Raw genomic sequence first — 16,618 nt, forward strand, 5'->3', positions numbered from 1 at the left:
ACCCGCCGCACCGCCGCACATCACGACTGCTTCACGGACTCCTTGACCGACCGCTTCACGGACTGCTTGACCGACTGCTTCACGCTCTGCTTGACCGACTGCTTGACGGACTGCTTCACGCTCTGCTTGACGGACTGCTTGACCGCGGCCTTGGTGTTCGGCATCGTGTTCGCGCCTCATTCCTTGGTGTGTTGATTGATTTCCCCGGCTTCGCCATCTTGCCGCTCCGTCGGGGCCCCAAAAGATTCGCGTGCCGGACCGGTCGGTGTCAACGGATCAGGCTGACAGCTATTTCCCGGAAACAACATGACAGCGCGGAACACTGCCGCGGCGCGAATTTCGGGGTCACTATCTGGCTACTTGGACGAGCGGTTCGGAGGTCACGATGGTCGCGAAGAGCGCGGACCTGTGCTGGGGGCAGCGGCACCACGTGCTGCACTACCTCCAGACGCCGGCCGATGCCCGGCACGACATGCACATCGCGATCAATCACCCGGTGCCGCCCGGCACCACGGTCGATCACGTGCGGTCCGCGCTGACCTACCTGGTGCGCCGACACGAGATCCTGCGGACTGTATACGATCTGCTGGCGACACCATGGCCGCAGCAGGTCGTGCAGCCGCCGTCGGCGCCGACCGTGCACGTGGCGGGGGACAAGCCGGCCGAGCTGATCAAGCGGCTCACCGAGGAACCGTTCGACATCAGCAGGGAATGGCCGATCCGCGCCGGCGTGATCGCCGACGGCGACGCCGTGCGCCGGCTGCACCTGGTGTTCAACCACCTGTCGCTGGACGACGTCAGCCTCGGCACGCTGACCGCCGAGCTGGACACGGTGCTGGCCGCGCGAATCGCGCGCCGCCCGATCCAGTTGCCGCCGGTCGTTCACCAGCCGGTCGACCTGGCCCGGCACGAGGCCACACTCTCCGCGGAGAGGTCGCTCGACCACTGGCGGCGCACCGCCTCCGAGCTGCCGAAGGACATCTACGCCAACCGCCGCACCGGCGCCGAGGGCTCGCACGCGGCATCCTTCACGGTGCCGTCGCTGCTGGCCACGGCCCGCGCGATCGCCAGCGAGCACAAGGTCTGGCCGTCGGCGGTGCACCTCGCCGCGTACGCGATGACCGTCGCCGCCTACACCGGTGAGCCGCGCATCGCCTTCCGGATGTACACCAGCCAGCGGGAATCCAGCGGCTACGAGAACGTGCTCGGCTGCGCCTCCTACCCGACGCTGGTGGTCATCGACACCGCCGGCAGCTTCGCCGAAGTGCTCGAGCGGGCCGCGGAACGCGTCGAGGAGGCGATGGCGTACGCGCACGTGCCGTACGACCTGGTCGTCGAGCTCGTCGCGCAGGCCGGCGAGCCGCGCGTCGAGTCGGAGCTGAACTTCCTGAACTACGCGCCCAGGTCCTGCCGCGCCAAGCGGGACCGCTTCGTCTGGAACGCGGAACCGGTCAACTGGGCCAAGTCCGGCTCCGACACCTACTTCCGCGTCTACGAGTGGTGCGACGGCACGACGCTGGCCCTGCAGGCGATGGCGGACGTGATGGGCCGCGACGACGTGGAGCGCTTCCTGCGCGGTTACGCCGCGCTGTTGCGGACCGGGCAGGCCCCGTCCTTCTCGGAGCGGCCCGGAAAGCCCGTGAGGACAACGGAAGCCGTCCGTCCCGAGCAAGGAGCGGAACGGGCGCTGGTCGAGGCCGTCGCCGAGGTCAACGGCCTGCACGAGGTGGACCCGACCGTCAGCTACCTGGCGGCCGGCGGCCGCGCGCTGCTGCTGCCGCGAACGGCACAGGCGTTGCGGGACAAGGGATGGGACGACGTGTCGCTCGGCCGGCTCGCCAGCGCGCGCCCCCTGCGGACGATCGCCGACGAACTGAGGAGAGCGATGAATTTCGTCGAACGACTGAAGAAGGACCTGACCGGCGACGAACACGCCCGCTTCGTGTTCGTGAACAACTTCGAGGTGGAGCGGAGCTGGGCGGTCGGCGAGCCGAAGCTGCCCGGCGCCGGCATCGCGTTCGCCGGCGCGACGGTGAACCGCATGGAGGAGATGGGCGCGCTGCTGGCCGACACCGGCGACGTGGTGGTGCTCAAGGCCGCGATGGACGACGAGTTCGCCGCCTACCTCGGCCGGCTCGGCGCCGCCGCCGGCCGCACGCTGTCGGCCGAGAACAGCAACCCCGAGCTGATGGTCACCGAGGACGCGCTCAACTCCCCGCTGCTGCTGGACGAGTTGCGCAAGCTGGCCGACGGCCGCACCTACCTGATGCCGCTGGGCATCTCCGCGGCCGAGGAGGAGCTGGCCAAGGAGACCGGGCTGCCGCTGGCCGGCACCACCGCCCAGACGTGCAAGGCGGTCAACGGCAAGATCTTCAGCCGCCAGCTGGTGGAGAACATCGGCATCAGAGAGGTTCCGGGTCGGATCGTGCGCACGGTCGGCGAGCTCCGCCCGGCGCTGACCGAGCTGCTGGCCGAAGGCGGCCGCGTTGTCGTCAAGGAATCCCTTGGCGTGTCGGGACGAGGCATGGTCGTCGTCTCCGACGAGCGCGGCGCGACCCGGCTGCTGCGGCTGATCGAGCGCCGCGGCCTGGACGCGCCGGCGAACCTCGTCGTCGAGACGTGGATCGAGCACGCGCAGGACCTCAACTACCAGTTCGTGGTGTCCCGCAAAGGGAACGTGCGCTTCGAGACCGTGAAGGCGGCTGTGCTCTCCGACGGCGTGCACCAGGGCCACCGGTTCCCGGTCGAGCTGCCGCCGGTCGCCGCCGCCGAGCTCCAGGAGGCCGTGCAGAAGATCGGCCGGGCGCTGCACGAGGAGGGCTACTTCGGCCTCGTCGGCGTGGACGCGATGCTCGCCACCGACGGCACGCTCTACCCGTGCCTGGAGATCAACGCCCGGTTCAACATGTCGACCTACCAGAGCCGGATCGCCGAGCGGTTCATCCCCGACGGCGCGCACGCCATCGCTGCCACCTTCGGGCTGCGCCCGTCCCGGGTGCACACCTTCACCGAGGTCGCCGAGGCGCTCGGTGACCTGTTGCTGGACGACGGCCGCACCACCGGCGTGCTGGTCAACAACTTCGCGACGCTCAACGCCGGCGCCACCGGCGGCAACTTCCACGGCCGGCTCTACGCCATTTGCGTCGCCGACAGCGCCGAGGCCGCGCTGGAACTGCGCCAGGAAGCCGAAGCACGCCTGCAGAGAATGGTGGGGAACCAGTCATGAGGATCCAGGGCATCGAGTACGAGGAGCTGGCGCAGCGGTTCGGCACGCCGCTCTACGTCTACGACGGTGACGTGCTCACCGACACGGTCACCGGGCTGCGCGACGCTTTGCACCCCAAGCTGGAGATCTTCTACTCGCTCAAGGCCAACCCGAACGTCAGCGTGTACGCCGCGCTGCGCGCCGGCGGCGCCCGCGCCGAGGTGTCGTCTCTGGTGGAGCTGCGCACGGCGTTGCAGGCCGGCACGGCGCCGGAGGACATCATCTTCCTCGGTCCCGGCAAGAGCGAGTGCGAGCTGCGGGCCTGCGTGGAGACCGGCGTCTACGCCATCGTCTGCGAGTCCTTCGACGAGCTCGACCACATCGAGCGGATCGCCGCGCAGTGGGGCGTCTACCAGCGGGTTCTGCTGCGGATCAACCCGACCTGCGCGATCAGCGGCTCGCGGCTGACGATGGGCGGCAAGCCCCGGCAGTTCGGCATCGACGAGGCGCAGGTGCTGGCCGCCGGCGACCTCACCGCCAAGTACCTGCACGCTGACGTCGCCGGCATCCAGGTGTACATGGGAACCCGGATCCTGGACGCGGACGTGGTCGGCAAGAACACCCGCTACATCCTCGACCTGGCCGAGCGGGTCGCCGAGACGTGCAACATCCGACTGGACACCGTGGACATCGGCGGCGGCCTCGGCGTGGCCTACTTCGACGGCGAGCAGGACATCGACGCCGTGGACGTGGCCACCGAGATCAACCCGCTGCTGGACAAGTTCGTCGGCGCGCACCCGGAGACCCGGCTGATCATGGAGTCCGGCCGTTTCCTGGCCGGCCGCGCCGGCGTCTACGTGATGGGCGTGCGGTACGTGAAGGAGTCGATGGGGGAGCGCTTCGCCATCGCGGACGGCGGCACCCACCACCACATGGCCGCGGTCGGCATCGGCTCGTTCGTCAAGCGCAACTTCCCGGCGGCGCTGCTGTCCAGCCGCGAGGACGTGGGCGAGCCGGAGTCGTGGAACGTCACCGGCCCGCTGTGCACGCCCAACGACTCGGTGCTCAAGCACGCCGACCTGCCGGCCCTGCGGCCCGGCGACCTGATCGGCATCCTCAACTCGGGCGCGTACGGGCCGACGGCCTCGCCCGGCCTGTTCCTCAGCCACGGCTACCCGGCCGAGGTCCTTGTCACCGGCGGCGAAGCGCACCTGGTGCGTCGCCGCGACGAGCCGGAGGACCTGCTCCGGCACCAGATTCTGGTCAACACTCCCAGTGAAAGGCAGTCCCGATGAACCGCGAAGAGATCGTCGCGCACCTGCGCGTCGCCCTGTCGGCCGTGCTGAACAAGGAGGTCGGCGAGCTGTCGCCGTCCTCCCGCCTGTTCGAGGACCTGGCCCTGGACTCCACCAGCGTGATCGAGCTGCTGATGTCGCTGGAGGACACCATCGGCCTGGAGATCGACCCGGACGAGCTGGGCCCCGAGGTGTTCCAGACCGTCGGCAGCCTGACCGACTACATCGAGCACGGCTTCGCCAAGGCCGCGGTCTGAGAAGATGCCGCCCGCGATCGGACTGTCCAAAGTGGCCGTCCAGCTGCCGGGACGGTCCGAGCCGGTGCAGGACATCCTGCTGCGCGCCGGGCGCGACGCCATGGAGCGCAAGATGTTCGCGAAGATCCACGGCCTGCGGGAGAGCCCGACGCTGGCCGACCACGAACAGCTGGAGGACCTGTTCGTGGCGGCCGGCCGGGCCGCCCTCGGCGGTGGCACGGCCGGGCTGGTGCTCTACGGCCACACCATGCTCACCCAGGAGTTCGGGCTGCGCGGCGGGTTCCCGGACCGGGTCCGGTCCCGGCTGGGCCTGTCCGGCAGCCGGTTCTTCGGCCTGTCGCACGTGAACTGCACGTCCGTGCTGCGCTGCCTGGACTTCGCCGGGCGCTACCTGGCCCGGCACCCGAAGGACCGGGTGCTCGTGCTGGGCGGCGACCACGGCAGCGTGCACGACGTGGCCCGGGTGATCCCGGGCATCGCCATCGGCGGTGACGGGGTCGTCGGACTGACGGTCGCCGCGGGCCGGCAGCGCTACCGCTATCTGGGCGGCGTCACTGGCCGTGACCTGCGGTTCCACCGCAACATGCGGATGTCGCCGCGGGAGGCCGAGGAGTTCAGCCGGGTCTGCTGCGACGAGACGGTGAACACGCTGCTCAAGGCCGTCGCCGCCGTGGGAATGACCGTGGACGACCTGGACTGGGTGCTGCCGCACCTGTCCAACCGGATGTTCTGGGGCAGCGTGAGCCGCCGCGCCGGCATCCCGCGGGAGAAGGTGCTGCTGGACCTGATCCCGTTGTGCGGACACAACTTCGGCGCGGACGCGCTGATGGCGCTGGACCACGCCGACCGCACCGGCCGGTTGCGCCCCGGTGACCGCTGCGCCCTGGTCTCGGTGGCCCAGGGCGCGTACTTCCACACCGCGATCGTCGAAGTCGAGGAGGACTCATGAGCACTGTTCTCGAGCAGTGCGAGCGGATCGCGCGGGACGAGGGCCTGGCCGCCGGCCTGGCCGCCGCGCTGTCGGGCGCCGAGGTCACCGCCGCCGCACCCGGAAGCTACGCCGCCGTGCCCGCGTCGGACGTGCCCGACGGCGCCGAGATCCGCACGCACAGCCTGGCCGACCGCGAGGACATCGTGTTCCTGGCGTGCCCGGGCGAGCGGCCGGCCGCCGACTACACGCTGGCCGAGATCGGCCGACTGCTGGCCGCGGTGCGCATCGGCACCGTGCGGCGGCTGCTGGACGAGGCCGTGGCCTACCTGACCGAGCGCACCGTCGGCGACGAGCCGCTGATCCGCAAGCAGCTGATCACCGGCACGGTCGGGGACGTCGCCGCCGAGCTGGAGCTGGCCCGGGCCTACGCGGCCAATCCGCTCGCCCCGGAGGCGTTGGCCGACCTGCACACCAAGCTGGACGACCTGGGCTGGCAGGTGACGCAGCTGTTCGGCGCCGCCGGCTACATCGCCGACCACCCGGTGCGGGCGCTGTACGTCTCGGCGCTGGTGGCCAACACCTGGATCGACCGGAACGGAGCGGCGTGATGATCGAGCTCGACGAGCGGCTGCGGGCCGTGCGCGACGACTGCCGGGATGCCGTGGAGGACATGCGCTCCCGGGCCCTGTCCATCGACGCCGACCCGGACGACATGGAGCGGCACTTCAACTCGCCGGTGTACACCATGATCCGGCTGTCCAACACGCCGCCGGAGTACCGCGAGTCCGTGTCCGGCGGATACCGGCTGATGAAGGCGAAGTCCGTGCTGGAGGACATCGTCGGCATGGTCGAGCTGGCCCGCGGCGACATGTCCACCATGTTCGCCTGCCCCTGCCCGGCGCTGGCCGGCGTGTACGTCAGCCTGCTGGGCAACCCCGCGCAGCAGGAGAAGTTCTACACGCGGCTGCACGGCGGCCGGACCTGGACGTTCTTCGCGATGAGCGAGCCGGGACACGGCAGCGACGCGACGAACATGCAGACCAAGCTGGAGAAGGACGGCAACGGCGGTTACCTGCTGTACGGCGCCAAGCGGTACATCGGTCACGGCGCGCGCGGCGGCATCGGCCTCGTCTTCGGCCGTACGGGCCGGTCGGCGCTGTCGATCCGGGCCGCGATGGTCGAGGTCCCGGCCGAGGGCTGGCCCACAGGGGTTTGGACCGCGCGCCGGCTGGACACGGTCGGCCTGCGTGGCGCCTACCTGTCCGAGCTGCACTTCGACGGCGTGCCGGTGGCGGCGGACATGCTGCTGGGCGAGCACCTGCCGGTCACCCGGCGCGGCATCTGGGGCGCGGTCAAGACGTTGAACAACATGCGGATCCAGATCTCGGCTTCCGCCGTGGGAACCGCGATGGCCATCACGGAATACGTTGCCGAGCACCGGAAGAACGCCCCCGGCGTGGACCTGGCGCTGGCTCGCGCGGAAGCCGGCAAGCAGCTGATCTTCCAGGCGGCGGCCCGGCTCGACGCCGACCCGGAGCGCGGCTACTTCGCCAGCGCCTCCAAGCTGAGCGCGGTGCGGATGGCCCAGCAGACGGCCCAGTGGGCCATCGCGTCCATCGGGCCGGCCGGCCTGCTGGAGCACCCGCTGCTGGAGAAGTGGACGCGGGACGTGCGGGCCTTCGAGTTCATGGACGGCACCAGCAACATCCAGCGCCTGCACGTGGCCCGCGGCTACCAGTCGGGAGACGCTGATGGCTGACCTGAGCATCTCTCGACTGTGTGTTGCCGTCCGCACGCACACGGATTACCTTCCCTTGTCGACGTTTCCGGACGACCTGCTGCCGAAGCAGCGGGTGGAGGCGGCGATTCAGGAGGGCATCCCGCTGGAGCACCTGATCGTCGTCAACCCGGCGGACTCCGACCGGCCGGAGCTGAGCGACCTGGCGCTGGCCGCCGTCGGCGTGCCGGACGACGACCAGCCGCTGTTCCTGATCCGCTCCGGCCCGCTGCGCGACCCGATGGTCACGCTGCTGGCCCGGATGGTGCTGCAGTTCGGCTGGCGCGGCGACGACATCGGCATCACACACCTGGACGAGCTCGGCGGCACCGTGGGATTCGAGCTGCTGGACTGGGCGATCCCGGAAGACGTCGCCACCGTGCTGATCTGCGACGAGCCGGTGTTCGCCGACGCCCGCGTGGGCACGGGCCGGTTCGCCACCGTGGGCCTGCGGGTGCACCGGGGCGACGGTCCACTGAGGATTCTCGATGCCGGCGAAGGCGCCCCGGGCGACTTCCCGGACGTCCAGTGGCGGTTCACCGGGGCCGGGGCCTGCGACGGCTGGCTCGACGTCCACGCGGCGTTGAGCGCCGGCGACATCGCCGACGGCGACCGGATCCTGGTGCACACCAAGGGCCCGCTGCGCGAGGGCTGGCTGTTGGCGCAGGCCGTGGACGCCGCCGGCGTCGAGCTGGGCGCCGGCTGATGAAGATCGCCGTCGACCTGCTCTCGGTGTCCCGCTTCAGCAAGGTCGCCGAGCACCACCGCTACCGCCGGCTCGTGTTCACCGAGGCCGAGCTGGCCCAGGCGGGGGCGCTCGGCTCGGCGCGGCACGCCGAGCGGCTGGCCGGCCGGTTCTGCGTCAAGGAGGCCACCTGCAAGCTGCTCGGCCGCGGCTTCGGGCAGGGCCTGCGCTGGCGCGACATCGAGGTCACCACGGACGAGTGGGGAGCGCCCGGCGTGACCTTGCGCGGTGGCGCCCGCGAGCTGGCCGACCGGGCCGGCCTCGGCGACATCGCGGTCTCCATCACCCATCAAGTCGATCTTGTCGTCGCGGTGGCCGCTGCCGTGCGGAAGGGAACGTCATGACCAGGAGCATCGCCACCGAGGGCGTGCTGCACGGCTGGTTCCTGCGCAGTCTGCGCCGGAACCCGGCGGCGGTCGCGCTGCGAGTGGCCGGGGAGTCCTACACGTACCAACAGGTCCACGACCACGCGCTGGCGCTGGCCGGCGAGCTGGTCGCCCGGCTGGGCACGCGGCCGCGGCGGGTCGGCCTGCTGGCCAGCCGCAGCGAGCTGGCCTACACCGGCATCCTCGCCGCCGGCTACGCGGGCGCCGCGGTGGTGCCGCTGAACCCGGACTTCCCGGCCGAGCGGACCCGGGGCATGATCACCGCTGCCGGTATCGACGCGCTGCTCGTCGACGACAACGGCCGGCCGCTGCTGCCGGAGCTGGCGGACGAGCTCGGCAGCGCGCCGGTGATCCTGGAGACGACCGCGCCGCCGCTGGAGCACCCGTACCCGGCCGAGCCCGACGACATCGCGTACATCCTGTTCACCTCGGGTTCGACCGGACGGCCCAAGGGCGTGCCGGTGCGGCACCGCAACGTCGAGTTCTACCTGAGGTTCGTGCACGACCGATACGGCTTCGGGCCGGACGACGTGTTCTCCCAGACCGGCGAGCTGACGTTCGACCTGGCGATGTTCGACATCTTCAGCGCGTGGGGCAGCGGCGGGACGCTGGTGTGCATGCCGCCGCAGGCCTTCGTCGCCGTGCCGCAGTTCGTGCGCAAGCACGGCATCACCGTGTGGTGCTCGTCGCCGAGCGTGATCTCCCTGGTGCGGCGCATGGGGAAGCTGACGCCGGGATCCATGCCGTCCATGCGGCTGGCGGTGTTCTGCGGCGAGCCGCTGCTGCGCGACGACGCCGCCGACTGGCAGGCCGCGACCGGCGGCCTGGTGGAGAACCTGTACGGGCCCACCGAGCTGACGATCTCGTGCAGCGTGCACAAGTGGGACCCGGAGACGTCGCCGGCGTTGTGCGTCAACGACATCGTGCTGATCGGCACCATGCACCCCGGCCTGGACTACGTTCTCGTCGACTCGGAGGGGGTCGTCGGGGCGTCGTCGGGCGAGCTGTGCGTGACCGGTCCGCAGATGTTCCCCGGCTACCTGGATCCCCGTGACGACGCCGGACGGTTCCTGGAGCACGACGGCCGCCGCTGGTACCGCACCGGCGACATCGCGCGGCTGGAACCCAACGGCGAGTTGGCCTTCCTCGGCCGCCGCGACCACCAGGTCAAGATCCACGGCGTGCGCGTCGAACTGTCCGAAGTGGAGAGTGGCCTGCGTCGGCTCCGCGGCGTGACCGATGCCGTGGCCATCGCCCTGGACGGCGAGCTGTACGCGTTCTACCTGGGGGAGAAGCGGCCCGCCGCCGACCTGATGGAGGAGATGGGCACGTTCTTCCCGCGGTACCTGATCCCGCTGCACTACGAGCACATGACCGAGTTCCCGTTGAACAGCAACCGCAAGACGGATCGCCCTGTGCTCATCGCGCGGATCAGGAGCGCGTCGTGAGCGTCGGCCTGTCCCGGGTGGCGGTGCGGCTGCCGAGCTGGGTGGAACCCGTCGACGACATCATGGTGCGGGCCGGCCGGCCGCCGACCGAGCGCAAGATGTTCACCAAGGTCTACGGGCTGCGGGACATTCCGTCGCTGGCGCCCGGCGAGCTCATGGAGGACGTGCTCGTCGAGGCCGGCCGGGCCGCGCTGGCCGGCGGCACGGCGGATCTGGTCCTCTACGGGCACACGATGCTGATGGCCGAGACCGACCTCTGCGCCGAGTTCCCGGACCGGCTCCGGGCCAAGCTCGGCCTGAGCAACAGCCGGTTCTACGGCCTGTCGCACATCAACTGCGCCTCCGTGCTGCGGTGCGTCGAATATGCGCGGCGGTACCTGGACCGGCCCGGCGCCGATCCGGAGGAGCGGGTGCTGGTGCTCGGCGGCGACCAGGGCAGCGTCGGCGACGACGCCCGGGTCATCGCCGGCACGACCGTCAGCGGCGACTGCGCCGCCGGCGTCATCGTGCACGGTCCACGATCGACGGAGAAGGCCCGGTACCGCTACCTGGGCGGGGCCGGTGGCCGGGACGCGCGGTTCCACCGGAACATCCGGATGACGCCGGAGGAGAACGCTTTGTTCGCCAAGGTGTGTTCGGCGCAGGTGGTGGAGACCGTCGAGCGGGCGGTGGCGTCCGCCGGGATGACCTTGGACCAGCTCGACTGGGTGCTGCCGCACCTGAACAACAAGATGTTCTGGCGTACGTTCAGCATCCAGTCGGGGATCCCCCGGGACCGGATCTGCCTGGACCTGATGCCCGAGACCGGCCACAGCTTCGGCGCCGACGCTCTGATGGCGACGGAACACGCCGACCGCACCGGCCGGCTGCGCCCCGGCGACCGCTGCGCGCTGATCGCCATCGGCCAGGGCGCGTACTTCCAGGCCATGATCATCGAAGTCCTGCCCGACTGACCAGCCCGAAACCCCGCGAGTCACGCTCTCAGGCACACCGAATGTCAGAATCCGGCAGAACTGAGCCTCGAGGCTCGGTTCTGCCGGAAAACTGCATTCGGTGTGTCCCAGAGCGTGACTCGCCGGGGTTCAGTGGGCGGCGGTGGCGATCAGGTCGGCGACCGTCTTCGGGTGCGAGACCAGCACGGCGTGTGAGGCGTCGGGGATCTCGACGACCGTGGCGTTGGCCCGCTCGGCCATGAACTGCTGCGCGGCCGGCGGGATGTTCTTGTCGCCGGTCGGGATCAGCGACCACACGGGCACGGCGTGCCAGGCCGGGGCGCCGGAACCCTCGGTGAGCGCGGCCTCGGCGACGGGGCGCTGGGTGGCGGCCATCAGCGCGGCCTGCGACTGCGGGACGTCGGCGGCGAACTGGTTGCGGAACAGCTCCTGGCGGACGTAGAGGTCGGTGTTGCCGTCGGGCAGGGCCACCGTCTGCAGGGTCTCGCCGAGGGTGCTGCCCGGGAACTTGTTGGACAGCTCCAGCGCGCTCTCCCCCTGCTCGGGGATGAAGCCGGCGATGTAGACCAGGGCCTTCACGTTCGGCTCGTCGACGGCGGCGTTGCTGATGACCGCGCCGCCGTAGGAGTGGCCGACCAGCACGACCGGCCCCTCGACGCTCCGAACCAGGCCCTTGACGGTGGCGGCGTCGGTGCTGAGGCTGCGCAGCGGGTTCGCCGCCGCGATGACCGGGAAACCGCGGTCGGTCAGGTCGGCGATCACGCCGTTCCAGCTGGACGAGTCGGCGAACGCGCCGTGCACCAGGATCACGGTCGGCTGGGTGCTCATCTCGATGTCTCCTTCGGTCTCCGTCTGACGTGGACAACCGTAGGCGATTACATCGTGCACAATCAAGTTGTAGGCGCTGTGTCTCGGGTCACCTCGGATGTCCGTGACCACGATGTCCGGTCTGCCCGCGAATCCGTGCGGTTCCTGTCGACTCGGGGAAGGAATACTGTCCGTTCAGGCGGTCATGGTCAGGCGCGATGCGGCCAGCACACCGGCCTGGAAGCGGCTGACGGCGTCGAGGTTCTGCAGCAGGGCGGCGATGTGCCGGCGGCAGGTGCGGACCGACATGCCGAGGCGGCGGGCGACGACCTCGTCGGTCAGGCCCTGGGCCATCAGCCGGGCCACGCTCTGCTGCAGGTCGTCGATGGCGTCGGCGTAGCCGGTGTCCTCGGCGGCGAACGGGGTGGCGTTGTCCCAGAGCTGCCCGAACATGTCGAGCAGGAAGCGCACGACGTTGCGGTCCCGCACCCGGCGGGCGACGGGCAGGTCGCCGTCGAAGCTGAACATCACCGCGAGGGAGCGGTCGAAGACCACGGCCGCCTGCGGGACCTGGCTCAAGGTCCGGATCTCGGCGCCGTCGGCGATGAGGCGCTTGGCCTTGGCCCGGGAGGCGAAGCCGGCGCGGCTGCGGTGCGGGCACACCACCCGTACCGAGACCGACCGCTCCAACACCGAGTAGCACGGCGCGAGCAGCTCGTCGAGCAGCTCGTCGTCGTCGTGGCCGGGCCGCAGCACGACCATCTCGTCCCGGCAGACCTCGGCGGCCAGCTTGAACAGGCCGCGGATCTCGGCGACACCCTCCAGGCTGTCGATGGCGCCGACCGGCTCGCTCACTTCGACGGCCGGCCGGGTGATGGCGTCGATCCGGTCGCGCAGCCGGTCGGCGAGCTCCCGCCGCTGGTACATGGCCCGCTCGATGGGCGAGATCAGCAGCGTCGCCGCCACCTCGGGGTCCATCGGCAGGTACCGGCCGGTCGGCCCGTCCGTGCGCAGCAGGTGCAGCTCGACCAGCCTCGTCACGGCGGCGAACACCTCGGCGGTGGGCAGCCCGAGGTCGGCGGCGGCGCGCTCCGGCGAGCCGATCTCGCCCAGGCGCACGGCGTAGCGGTAGACGTCGGCCTCACGGTCGTCGGTCACACCGTCCACAGTGGGCAGTGGGCCGAGGGTAACCACGGACATGTCGCCTCCAAGCTCCTTGTGCTCAGCTGCGTCCACGGTGGCAAACGATCTTCTCGCGCCACTACTGCTCCGCAATCGTCCCCGTGATGGCGCGGTGATGGTGGTCTGAGGGAGGGGAGTGGTCGACTCGGCGCAGCGTCCGCCCGACCCTGCAGCCGAGTGAGGAACCCATGGACATACCGCGCTCCTTCCGCAAGACCCTGCTGGCCCACCTGCCCTACGCGGTGAACGAGGACTTCACCGCCGCCGACGACCTGGCCGCCCTCGGCCTGAACTCGATGGGCCTGGTGCAGCTGCTGACCGACCTGGAGGAGACCTTCGGCCTGGAGCTGCCGGACGAGCTGATCACGGAGGAGACCTTCGCGACGGCCGGCTCGCTGTGGGCGACGGTGTCCGAACTGGTTCCCGCCGGGCAGTTCTCCGATGCGTGAGATCCGCGTCGACCAGTTGGTCGGCCGGGGCGACCCGGACCGCCCGGCGCTGACGTTCAAGGACGTCACGTTGAGCTACCGGGAGCTGGCCGACCGGGTCGGTCGGCTGGCCGCCGGCCTGCGTGCGCTCGGGGTGCTCAGGGGCGACCGGGTCGCGGTGTACGCCGAGAAGCGCATCGACACAGTGGTCGCCCTGCTGGCGACCTCCGCGGCAGGGGCGGCCTTCGTACCGGTGAACCCGCTGTTCAAGGCCCGGCACCTGGCCCACGTCATCGAGGACTGCACGCCGCGACTCGTGATCACCACGCCCGAGCGCGCCGACACCGTCCGTGACGCCTCGGCGGACGTGCCGGTCGTGGTCTTCGGCTCCGATCAGTGGCGGACGCTGACCGAGACCGTGCCGGCCCCGGCCCCGGGCGATGTGATCGACCAGGACGTCGCCGCGATCATGTACACCAGCGGCAGCACCGGCGGCCCCAAGGGCGTCGTGCTCTCGCACCGCAACATCCTCGCCGGCGCGGAAAGCGTGGCGACCTACCTCAAGCAGCGCCCCGACGACGTCGTGCTGGCCGCGCTGCCGCTCAGCTTCGACGCCGGCTTCAGCCAGCTGACCACGTCGTTCCTGGTCGGCGCGCACGTGGTGCTGGTGAACTACCTGCTGCCCAAGGAGGTCGTGAAGCTGTGCGCGAAGCACGGCGTGACCGGGCTGACCTGCGTGCCACCGCTGTGGCTACAACTGGTCACGCAGGACTGGCCGGCCGAGTCCGTCGCCGGCCTGCGGTACTTCGCCAACACCGGCGGCCGGATGCCGCGTGCCACCCTGGCCCGGCTGCGGGAGATCTTCCCGGCCGCCGAGCCGTACCTGATGTACGGGCTGACCGAGGCGTTCCGGTCCACCTACCTGGACCCGGCCGAGGCGGACCGCCGGCCGGACTCGATCGGCAAGGCGATTCCCAACGCCGAGATCCTGGTCGTCCGCCCGGACGGCACGCCGTGCGAGCCCGGCGAGCAGGGCGAACTCGTGCACCGCGGAGCCCTTGTCGCCCAAGGCTACTGGCGCGACCCGGTGCGCACCGCCGAGCGGTTCCGGCCGCTGCCGACCAGCTACGGGACGGAGATCGCCGTCTGGTCCGGGGACACCGTCGTCAAGGACGAGGACGGCTTCCTGTACTTCGTCGGCCGCGGCGACGACATGATCAAGACCTCCGGCTACCGGGTCAGCCCCACCGAGATCGAGGAGGCCGCCTACGCCACCGGCCTCGTCGGCGAGGCGGTCGCGCTCGGCGTCGACGACGAGCGGCTCGGCCAGCACATCGTGCTCGTCGCGACGCTGCTCGGCGACGCCGGTGATCTTGCCGGGAAGCTCGCCGAGGCGCTGCCGGCGTACATGCTGCCGCACCGGATCGAGGTGCGGGACCAGCTGCCCAGGTCGGTCAACGGCAAGTTCGACCGGCACCTACTGGCCAAGGAGCTGTCGTGTTAGAAGCCATCGACCTGACCAAGTCCTACGACGAGGTGCGGGCGCTGGACGGGTTCAGCCTGACCGTCGCCGCCGGCGAGATCGTCGGGCTGGTCGGCCACAACGGCGCCGGCAAGACCACGTTCGTGGACATGGTGTCCGGACTGCTCAAGCCGGACAGCGGCACCGTGCTCGTGGACGGCGTGCCGCCGCACGAGACCCGCGGCGAGATCGGCATCTCGCCGCAGCACATCGCCCTGTACCGGCCGCTGACCGTCCGCGAGCACCTGGAGCTGTACGGCCGGCTGTCCGGCCTGCGGCGCAAGGCATTGCGGGCCGAGATCGAGGAACTGGCCACGGCCATGCAGCTCACCGGCTTCCTGGAGCGCCGCGCCGGCCTGCTTTCCGGCGGGCAGCAGCGGCGCACCCAGGCCGCGACCGCGCTGATCCACCGGCCGAAGCTGCTGCTGATGGACGAGCCGACCGCCGGCGCCGACCCGGAGACCCGGCAGGCGCTGCTGGACGTCGTCAAGCAGCGGGCCGGCGAGGGCGCGGCCGTCGTCTACACCACCCATTACCTGACCGAGCTCACCGACCTGAAGGCCAGCATCGCCGTTGCCTCGCACGGCAAGGTGATCGCCCGCGGCAGCAGCGCCGAGCTGCTCGACGGCCTGCCCGGTGAGGTCCGCGTGCGCACGACGGACCAGGAATACCACCGCTCCACCACGGATCCCACCGCCTCGCTGCTCGACGTGCTGGCCGAGGCGCGCGGCACCGTCGAGTCCGTGGAGCTGCGCCACCCCGACCTTGACGACCTCTACCGTTCCCTGGCGGTCTCCGATGTCCACTGACACCCTGCGCGTGCCCGAGCCGCTGATCCGGGCGGGCGCGCTGATCAAGTACAACTCGCTGCTGCGGCTGCGCGACCCGTCCCAGCTGATCAGCTACCTGGTCGCGCCGATGGTGTTCATGGTGATGTTCCAGCCGCTGTACACCAAGGCCCTGAGCTACGGCTCGATCCAGGCCGTCACCGGGCAGCTGATGATGTTCTCGGTGTTCGCCATGTCCATCGTCGCCAACTCGATCTTCGTCGAACGGGAGTGGCTGACCTGGGACCGGCTGCGCGCCAGCCGCGCCGCCCGGGCCGAACTCCTCATCGGCAAGGCCCTTCCGGTGTTCGTCGTGCTGCTCATCCAGCAGGCCGTGCTGATCGTCTTCGGCTGGGCCGTGGTCGGCATGCCGTTCCCCAAGTCCATCTGGCTGCTCACCCTGGCCATGTGCGTGTGGGGATTCGCCCTGCTCGGCATGGGCGCGATGCTCGCGACGATCGTGCGCAGCCGCGGCGACCTGTTCGTCGCGTGCGACGTCGGCGCGCTGCTGATCAGCTCCATCGGCGGCGCCATCCTGCCCGTCGACCTGATGCCGTCCTGGGCGCAGGCGGTCACCCTGTTCTCGCCCGGCACCTACGGCCTGTCCATGCTGCGCTCCGCCGTGCAGGGCGACGTCGGCGGGACCTTGCAGCCGGCGCTGATCTGCGTGGTCATCGGGCTGGTCTGCGGCACGGTGGCCACGTTCCGGCTGGCCCACGGCTGGGGCCGCAGCCACCTGGTGTGAGTGTCTCCAAGACCCGCAAACCCCGGCCTACCCGCCGGGGTTTGCGGCGTATCGCGTGATGGGCCGCACACCGCCGAGCCGCCGGTGGCCGGGGGTTTGTGATGATTGCG

Annotated in this window: 17 protein-coding genes; 14 read left to right on the forward strand and 3 right to left on the reverse strand. The window is 70.6% G+C overall.

Features of this window, described 5'->3' with window-relative positions; genetic code table 11:
- Positions 1–20: 20 nt before the first annotated feature.
- Positions 21–164, reverse strand: coding sequence for a hypothetical protein (locus BJ998_RS34820; protein ID WP_184867548.1), 144 nt, complete (start codon positions 162–164; stop codon positions 21–23).
- A gap of 221 nt (positions 165–385) precedes the next feature.
- On the opposite strand from BJ998_RS34820, the gene BJ998_RS34825 reads away from it, so the two are divergent.
- The 10 genes from BJ998_RS34825 to BJ998_RS34870 are packed head-to-tail and all read left to right on the forward strand — an operon-like array spanning position 386 to position 10,997.
- On the forward strand, positions 386–3,226 hold the full coding sequence (locus BJ998_RS34825) for a condensation domain-containing protein (protein ID WP_184867549.1): 2,841 nt from the start codon (positions 386–388) through the stop codon (positions 3,224–3,226).
- A complete protein-coding gene (locus BJ998_RS34830; protein ID WP_184867550.1) occupies positions 3,223–4,500 on the forward strand; it encodes a type III PLP-dependent enzyme in 1,278 nt (425 codons plus the stop codon). Before BJ998_RS34825 ends, BJ998_RS34830 begins: the two co-directional genes overlap by 4 nt.
- On the forward strand, positions 4,497–4,757 hold the full coding sequence (locus tag BJ998_RS34835; RefSeq protein WP_184867551.1) for an acyl carrier protein: 261 nt from the start codon (positions 4,497–4,499) through the stop codon (positions 4,755–4,757). Before BJ998_RS34830 ends, BJ998_RS34835 begins: the two co-directional genes overlap by 4 nt.
- Before the next feature lie 4 nt (positions 4,758–4,761).
- Positions 4,762–5,706, forward strand: a complete 945-nt coding sequence (locus BJ998_RS34840) for a 3-oxoacyl-[acyl-carrier-protein] synthase III C-terminal domain-containing protein (protein WP_184867552.1) — start codon at positions 4,762–4,764, stop codon at positions 5,704–5,706.
- Positions 5,703–6,296 (forward strand): acyl-CoA dehydrogenase family protein, encoded by a 594-nt coding sequence (locus tag BJ998_RS34845; protein WP_184867553.1) that lies wholly within the window; start codon positions 5,703–5,705, stop codon positions 6,294–6,296. Before BJ998_RS34840 ends, BJ998_RS34845 begins: the two co-directional genes overlap by 4 nt.
- Complete coding sequence (locus BJ998_RS34850; RefSeq protein ID WP_184867554.1) at positions 6,296–7,447, forward strand: acyl-CoA dehydrogenase family protein; 1,152 nt, start codon at positions 6,296–6,298, stop codon at positions 7,445–7,447. The genes BJ998_RS34845 and BJ998_RS34850 overlap by 1 nt, the downstream gene beginning before the upstream one ends.
- Entirely contained in the window at positions 7,440–8,171 is a 732-nt protein-coding gene (locus BJ998_RS34855) for a hypothetical protein (protein WP_184867555.1), read from the forward strand. Before BJ998_RS34850 ends, BJ998_RS34855 begins: the two co-directional genes overlap by 8 nt.
- Complete coding sequence (gene acpS / locus BJ998_RS34860) at positions 8,171–8,554, forward strand: holo-ACP synthase (protein ID WP_184867556.1); 384 nt, start codon at positions 8,171–8,173, stop codon at positions 8,552–8,554. The genes BJ998_RS34855 and acpS overlap by 1 nt, the downstream gene beginning before the upstream one ends.
- Entirely contained in the window at positions 8,551–10,044 is a 1,494-nt protein-coding gene (locus BJ998_RS34865; protein ID WP_184867557.1) for an AMP-binding protein, read from the forward strand. Before acpS ends, BJ998_RS34865 begins: the two co-directional genes overlap by 4 nt.
- On the forward strand, positions 10,041–10,997 hold the full coding sequence (locus tag BJ998_RS34870; protein ID WP_184867558.1) for a 3-oxoacyl-[acyl-carrier-protein] synthase III C-terminal domain-containing protein: 957 nt from the start codon (positions 10,041–10,043) through the stop codon (positions 10,995–10,997). Before BJ998_RS34865 ends, BJ998_RS34870 begins: the two co-directional genes overlap by 4 nt.
- A gap of 129 nt (positions 10,998–11,126) precedes the next feature.
- Here BJ998_RS34870 and BJ998_RS34875 read toward each other — a convergent pair whose 3' ends face one another.
- Both BJ998_RS34875 and BJ998_RS34880 read right to left on the reverse strand, forming a co-directional pair.
- A complete protein-coding gene (locus BJ998_RS34875) occupies positions 11,127–11,825 on the reverse strand; it encodes an alpha/beta fold hydrolase (RefSeq protein WP_184867559.1) in 699 nt (232 codons plus the stop codon).
- A 174-nt stretch (positions 11,826–11,999) separates the two neighbouring features.
- Positions 12,000–13,004 carry a helix-turn-helix transcriptional regulator gene (locus tag BJ998_RS34880; protein ID WP_184867560.1) on the reverse strand — a complete coding sequence of 335 codons (1,005 nt, stop codon included), beginning with the start codon at positions 13,002–13,004 and terminating at the stop codon, positions 12,000–12,002.
- A gap of 170 nt (positions 13,005–13,174) precedes the next feature.
- Here BJ998_RS34880 and BJ998_RS34885 point away from each other — a divergent pair, with 170 nt between their 5' ends.
- Genes BJ998_RS34885 through BJ998_RS34900 form a run of 4 tightly spaced genes read left to right on the forward strand, consistent with a single transcriptional unit; the run spans position 13,175 to position 16,508 of the window.
- Positions 13,175–13,435 carry a phosphopantetheine-binding protein gene (locus BJ998_RS34885; protein ID WP_184867561.1) on the forward strand — a complete coding sequence of 87 codons (261 nt, stop codon included), beginning with the start codon at positions 13,175–13,177 and terminating at the stop codon, positions 13,433–13,435.
- Positions 13,428–14,918: an acyl-CoA ligase (AMP-forming), exosortase A system-associated gene (locus tag BJ998_RS34890; RefSeq protein ID WP_184867562.1), complete on the forward strand. Its 1,491-nt coding sequence runs from the start codon at positions 13,428–13,430 to the stop codon at positions 14,916–14,918. Before BJ998_RS34885 ends, BJ998_RS34890 begins: the two co-directional genes overlap by 8 nt.
- Positions 14,912–15,745, forward strand: a complete 834-nt coding sequence (locus tag BJ998_RS34895) for an ABC transporter ATP-binding protein (protein WP_184867563.1) — start codon at positions 14,912–14,914, stop codon at positions 15,743–15,745. Before BJ998_RS34890 ends, BJ998_RS34895 begins: the two co-directional genes overlap by 7 nt.
- On the forward strand, positions 15,735–16,508 hold the full coding sequence (locus BJ998_RS34900; protein WP_184867564.1) for an ABC transporter permease: 774 nt from the start codon (positions 15,735–15,737) through the stop codon (positions 16,506–16,508). The genes BJ998_RS34895 and BJ998_RS34900 overlap by 11 nt, the downstream gene beginning before the upstream one ends.
- Positions 16,509–16,618: the final 110 nt, after the last annotated feature.

The sequence above is a fragment of the Kutzneria kofuensis genome, from assembly GCF_014203355.1.
GTDB classification, from domain to species: Bacteria; Actinomycetota; Actinomycetes; order Mycobacteriales; family Pseudonocardiaceae; genus Kutzneria; species Kutzneria kofuensis.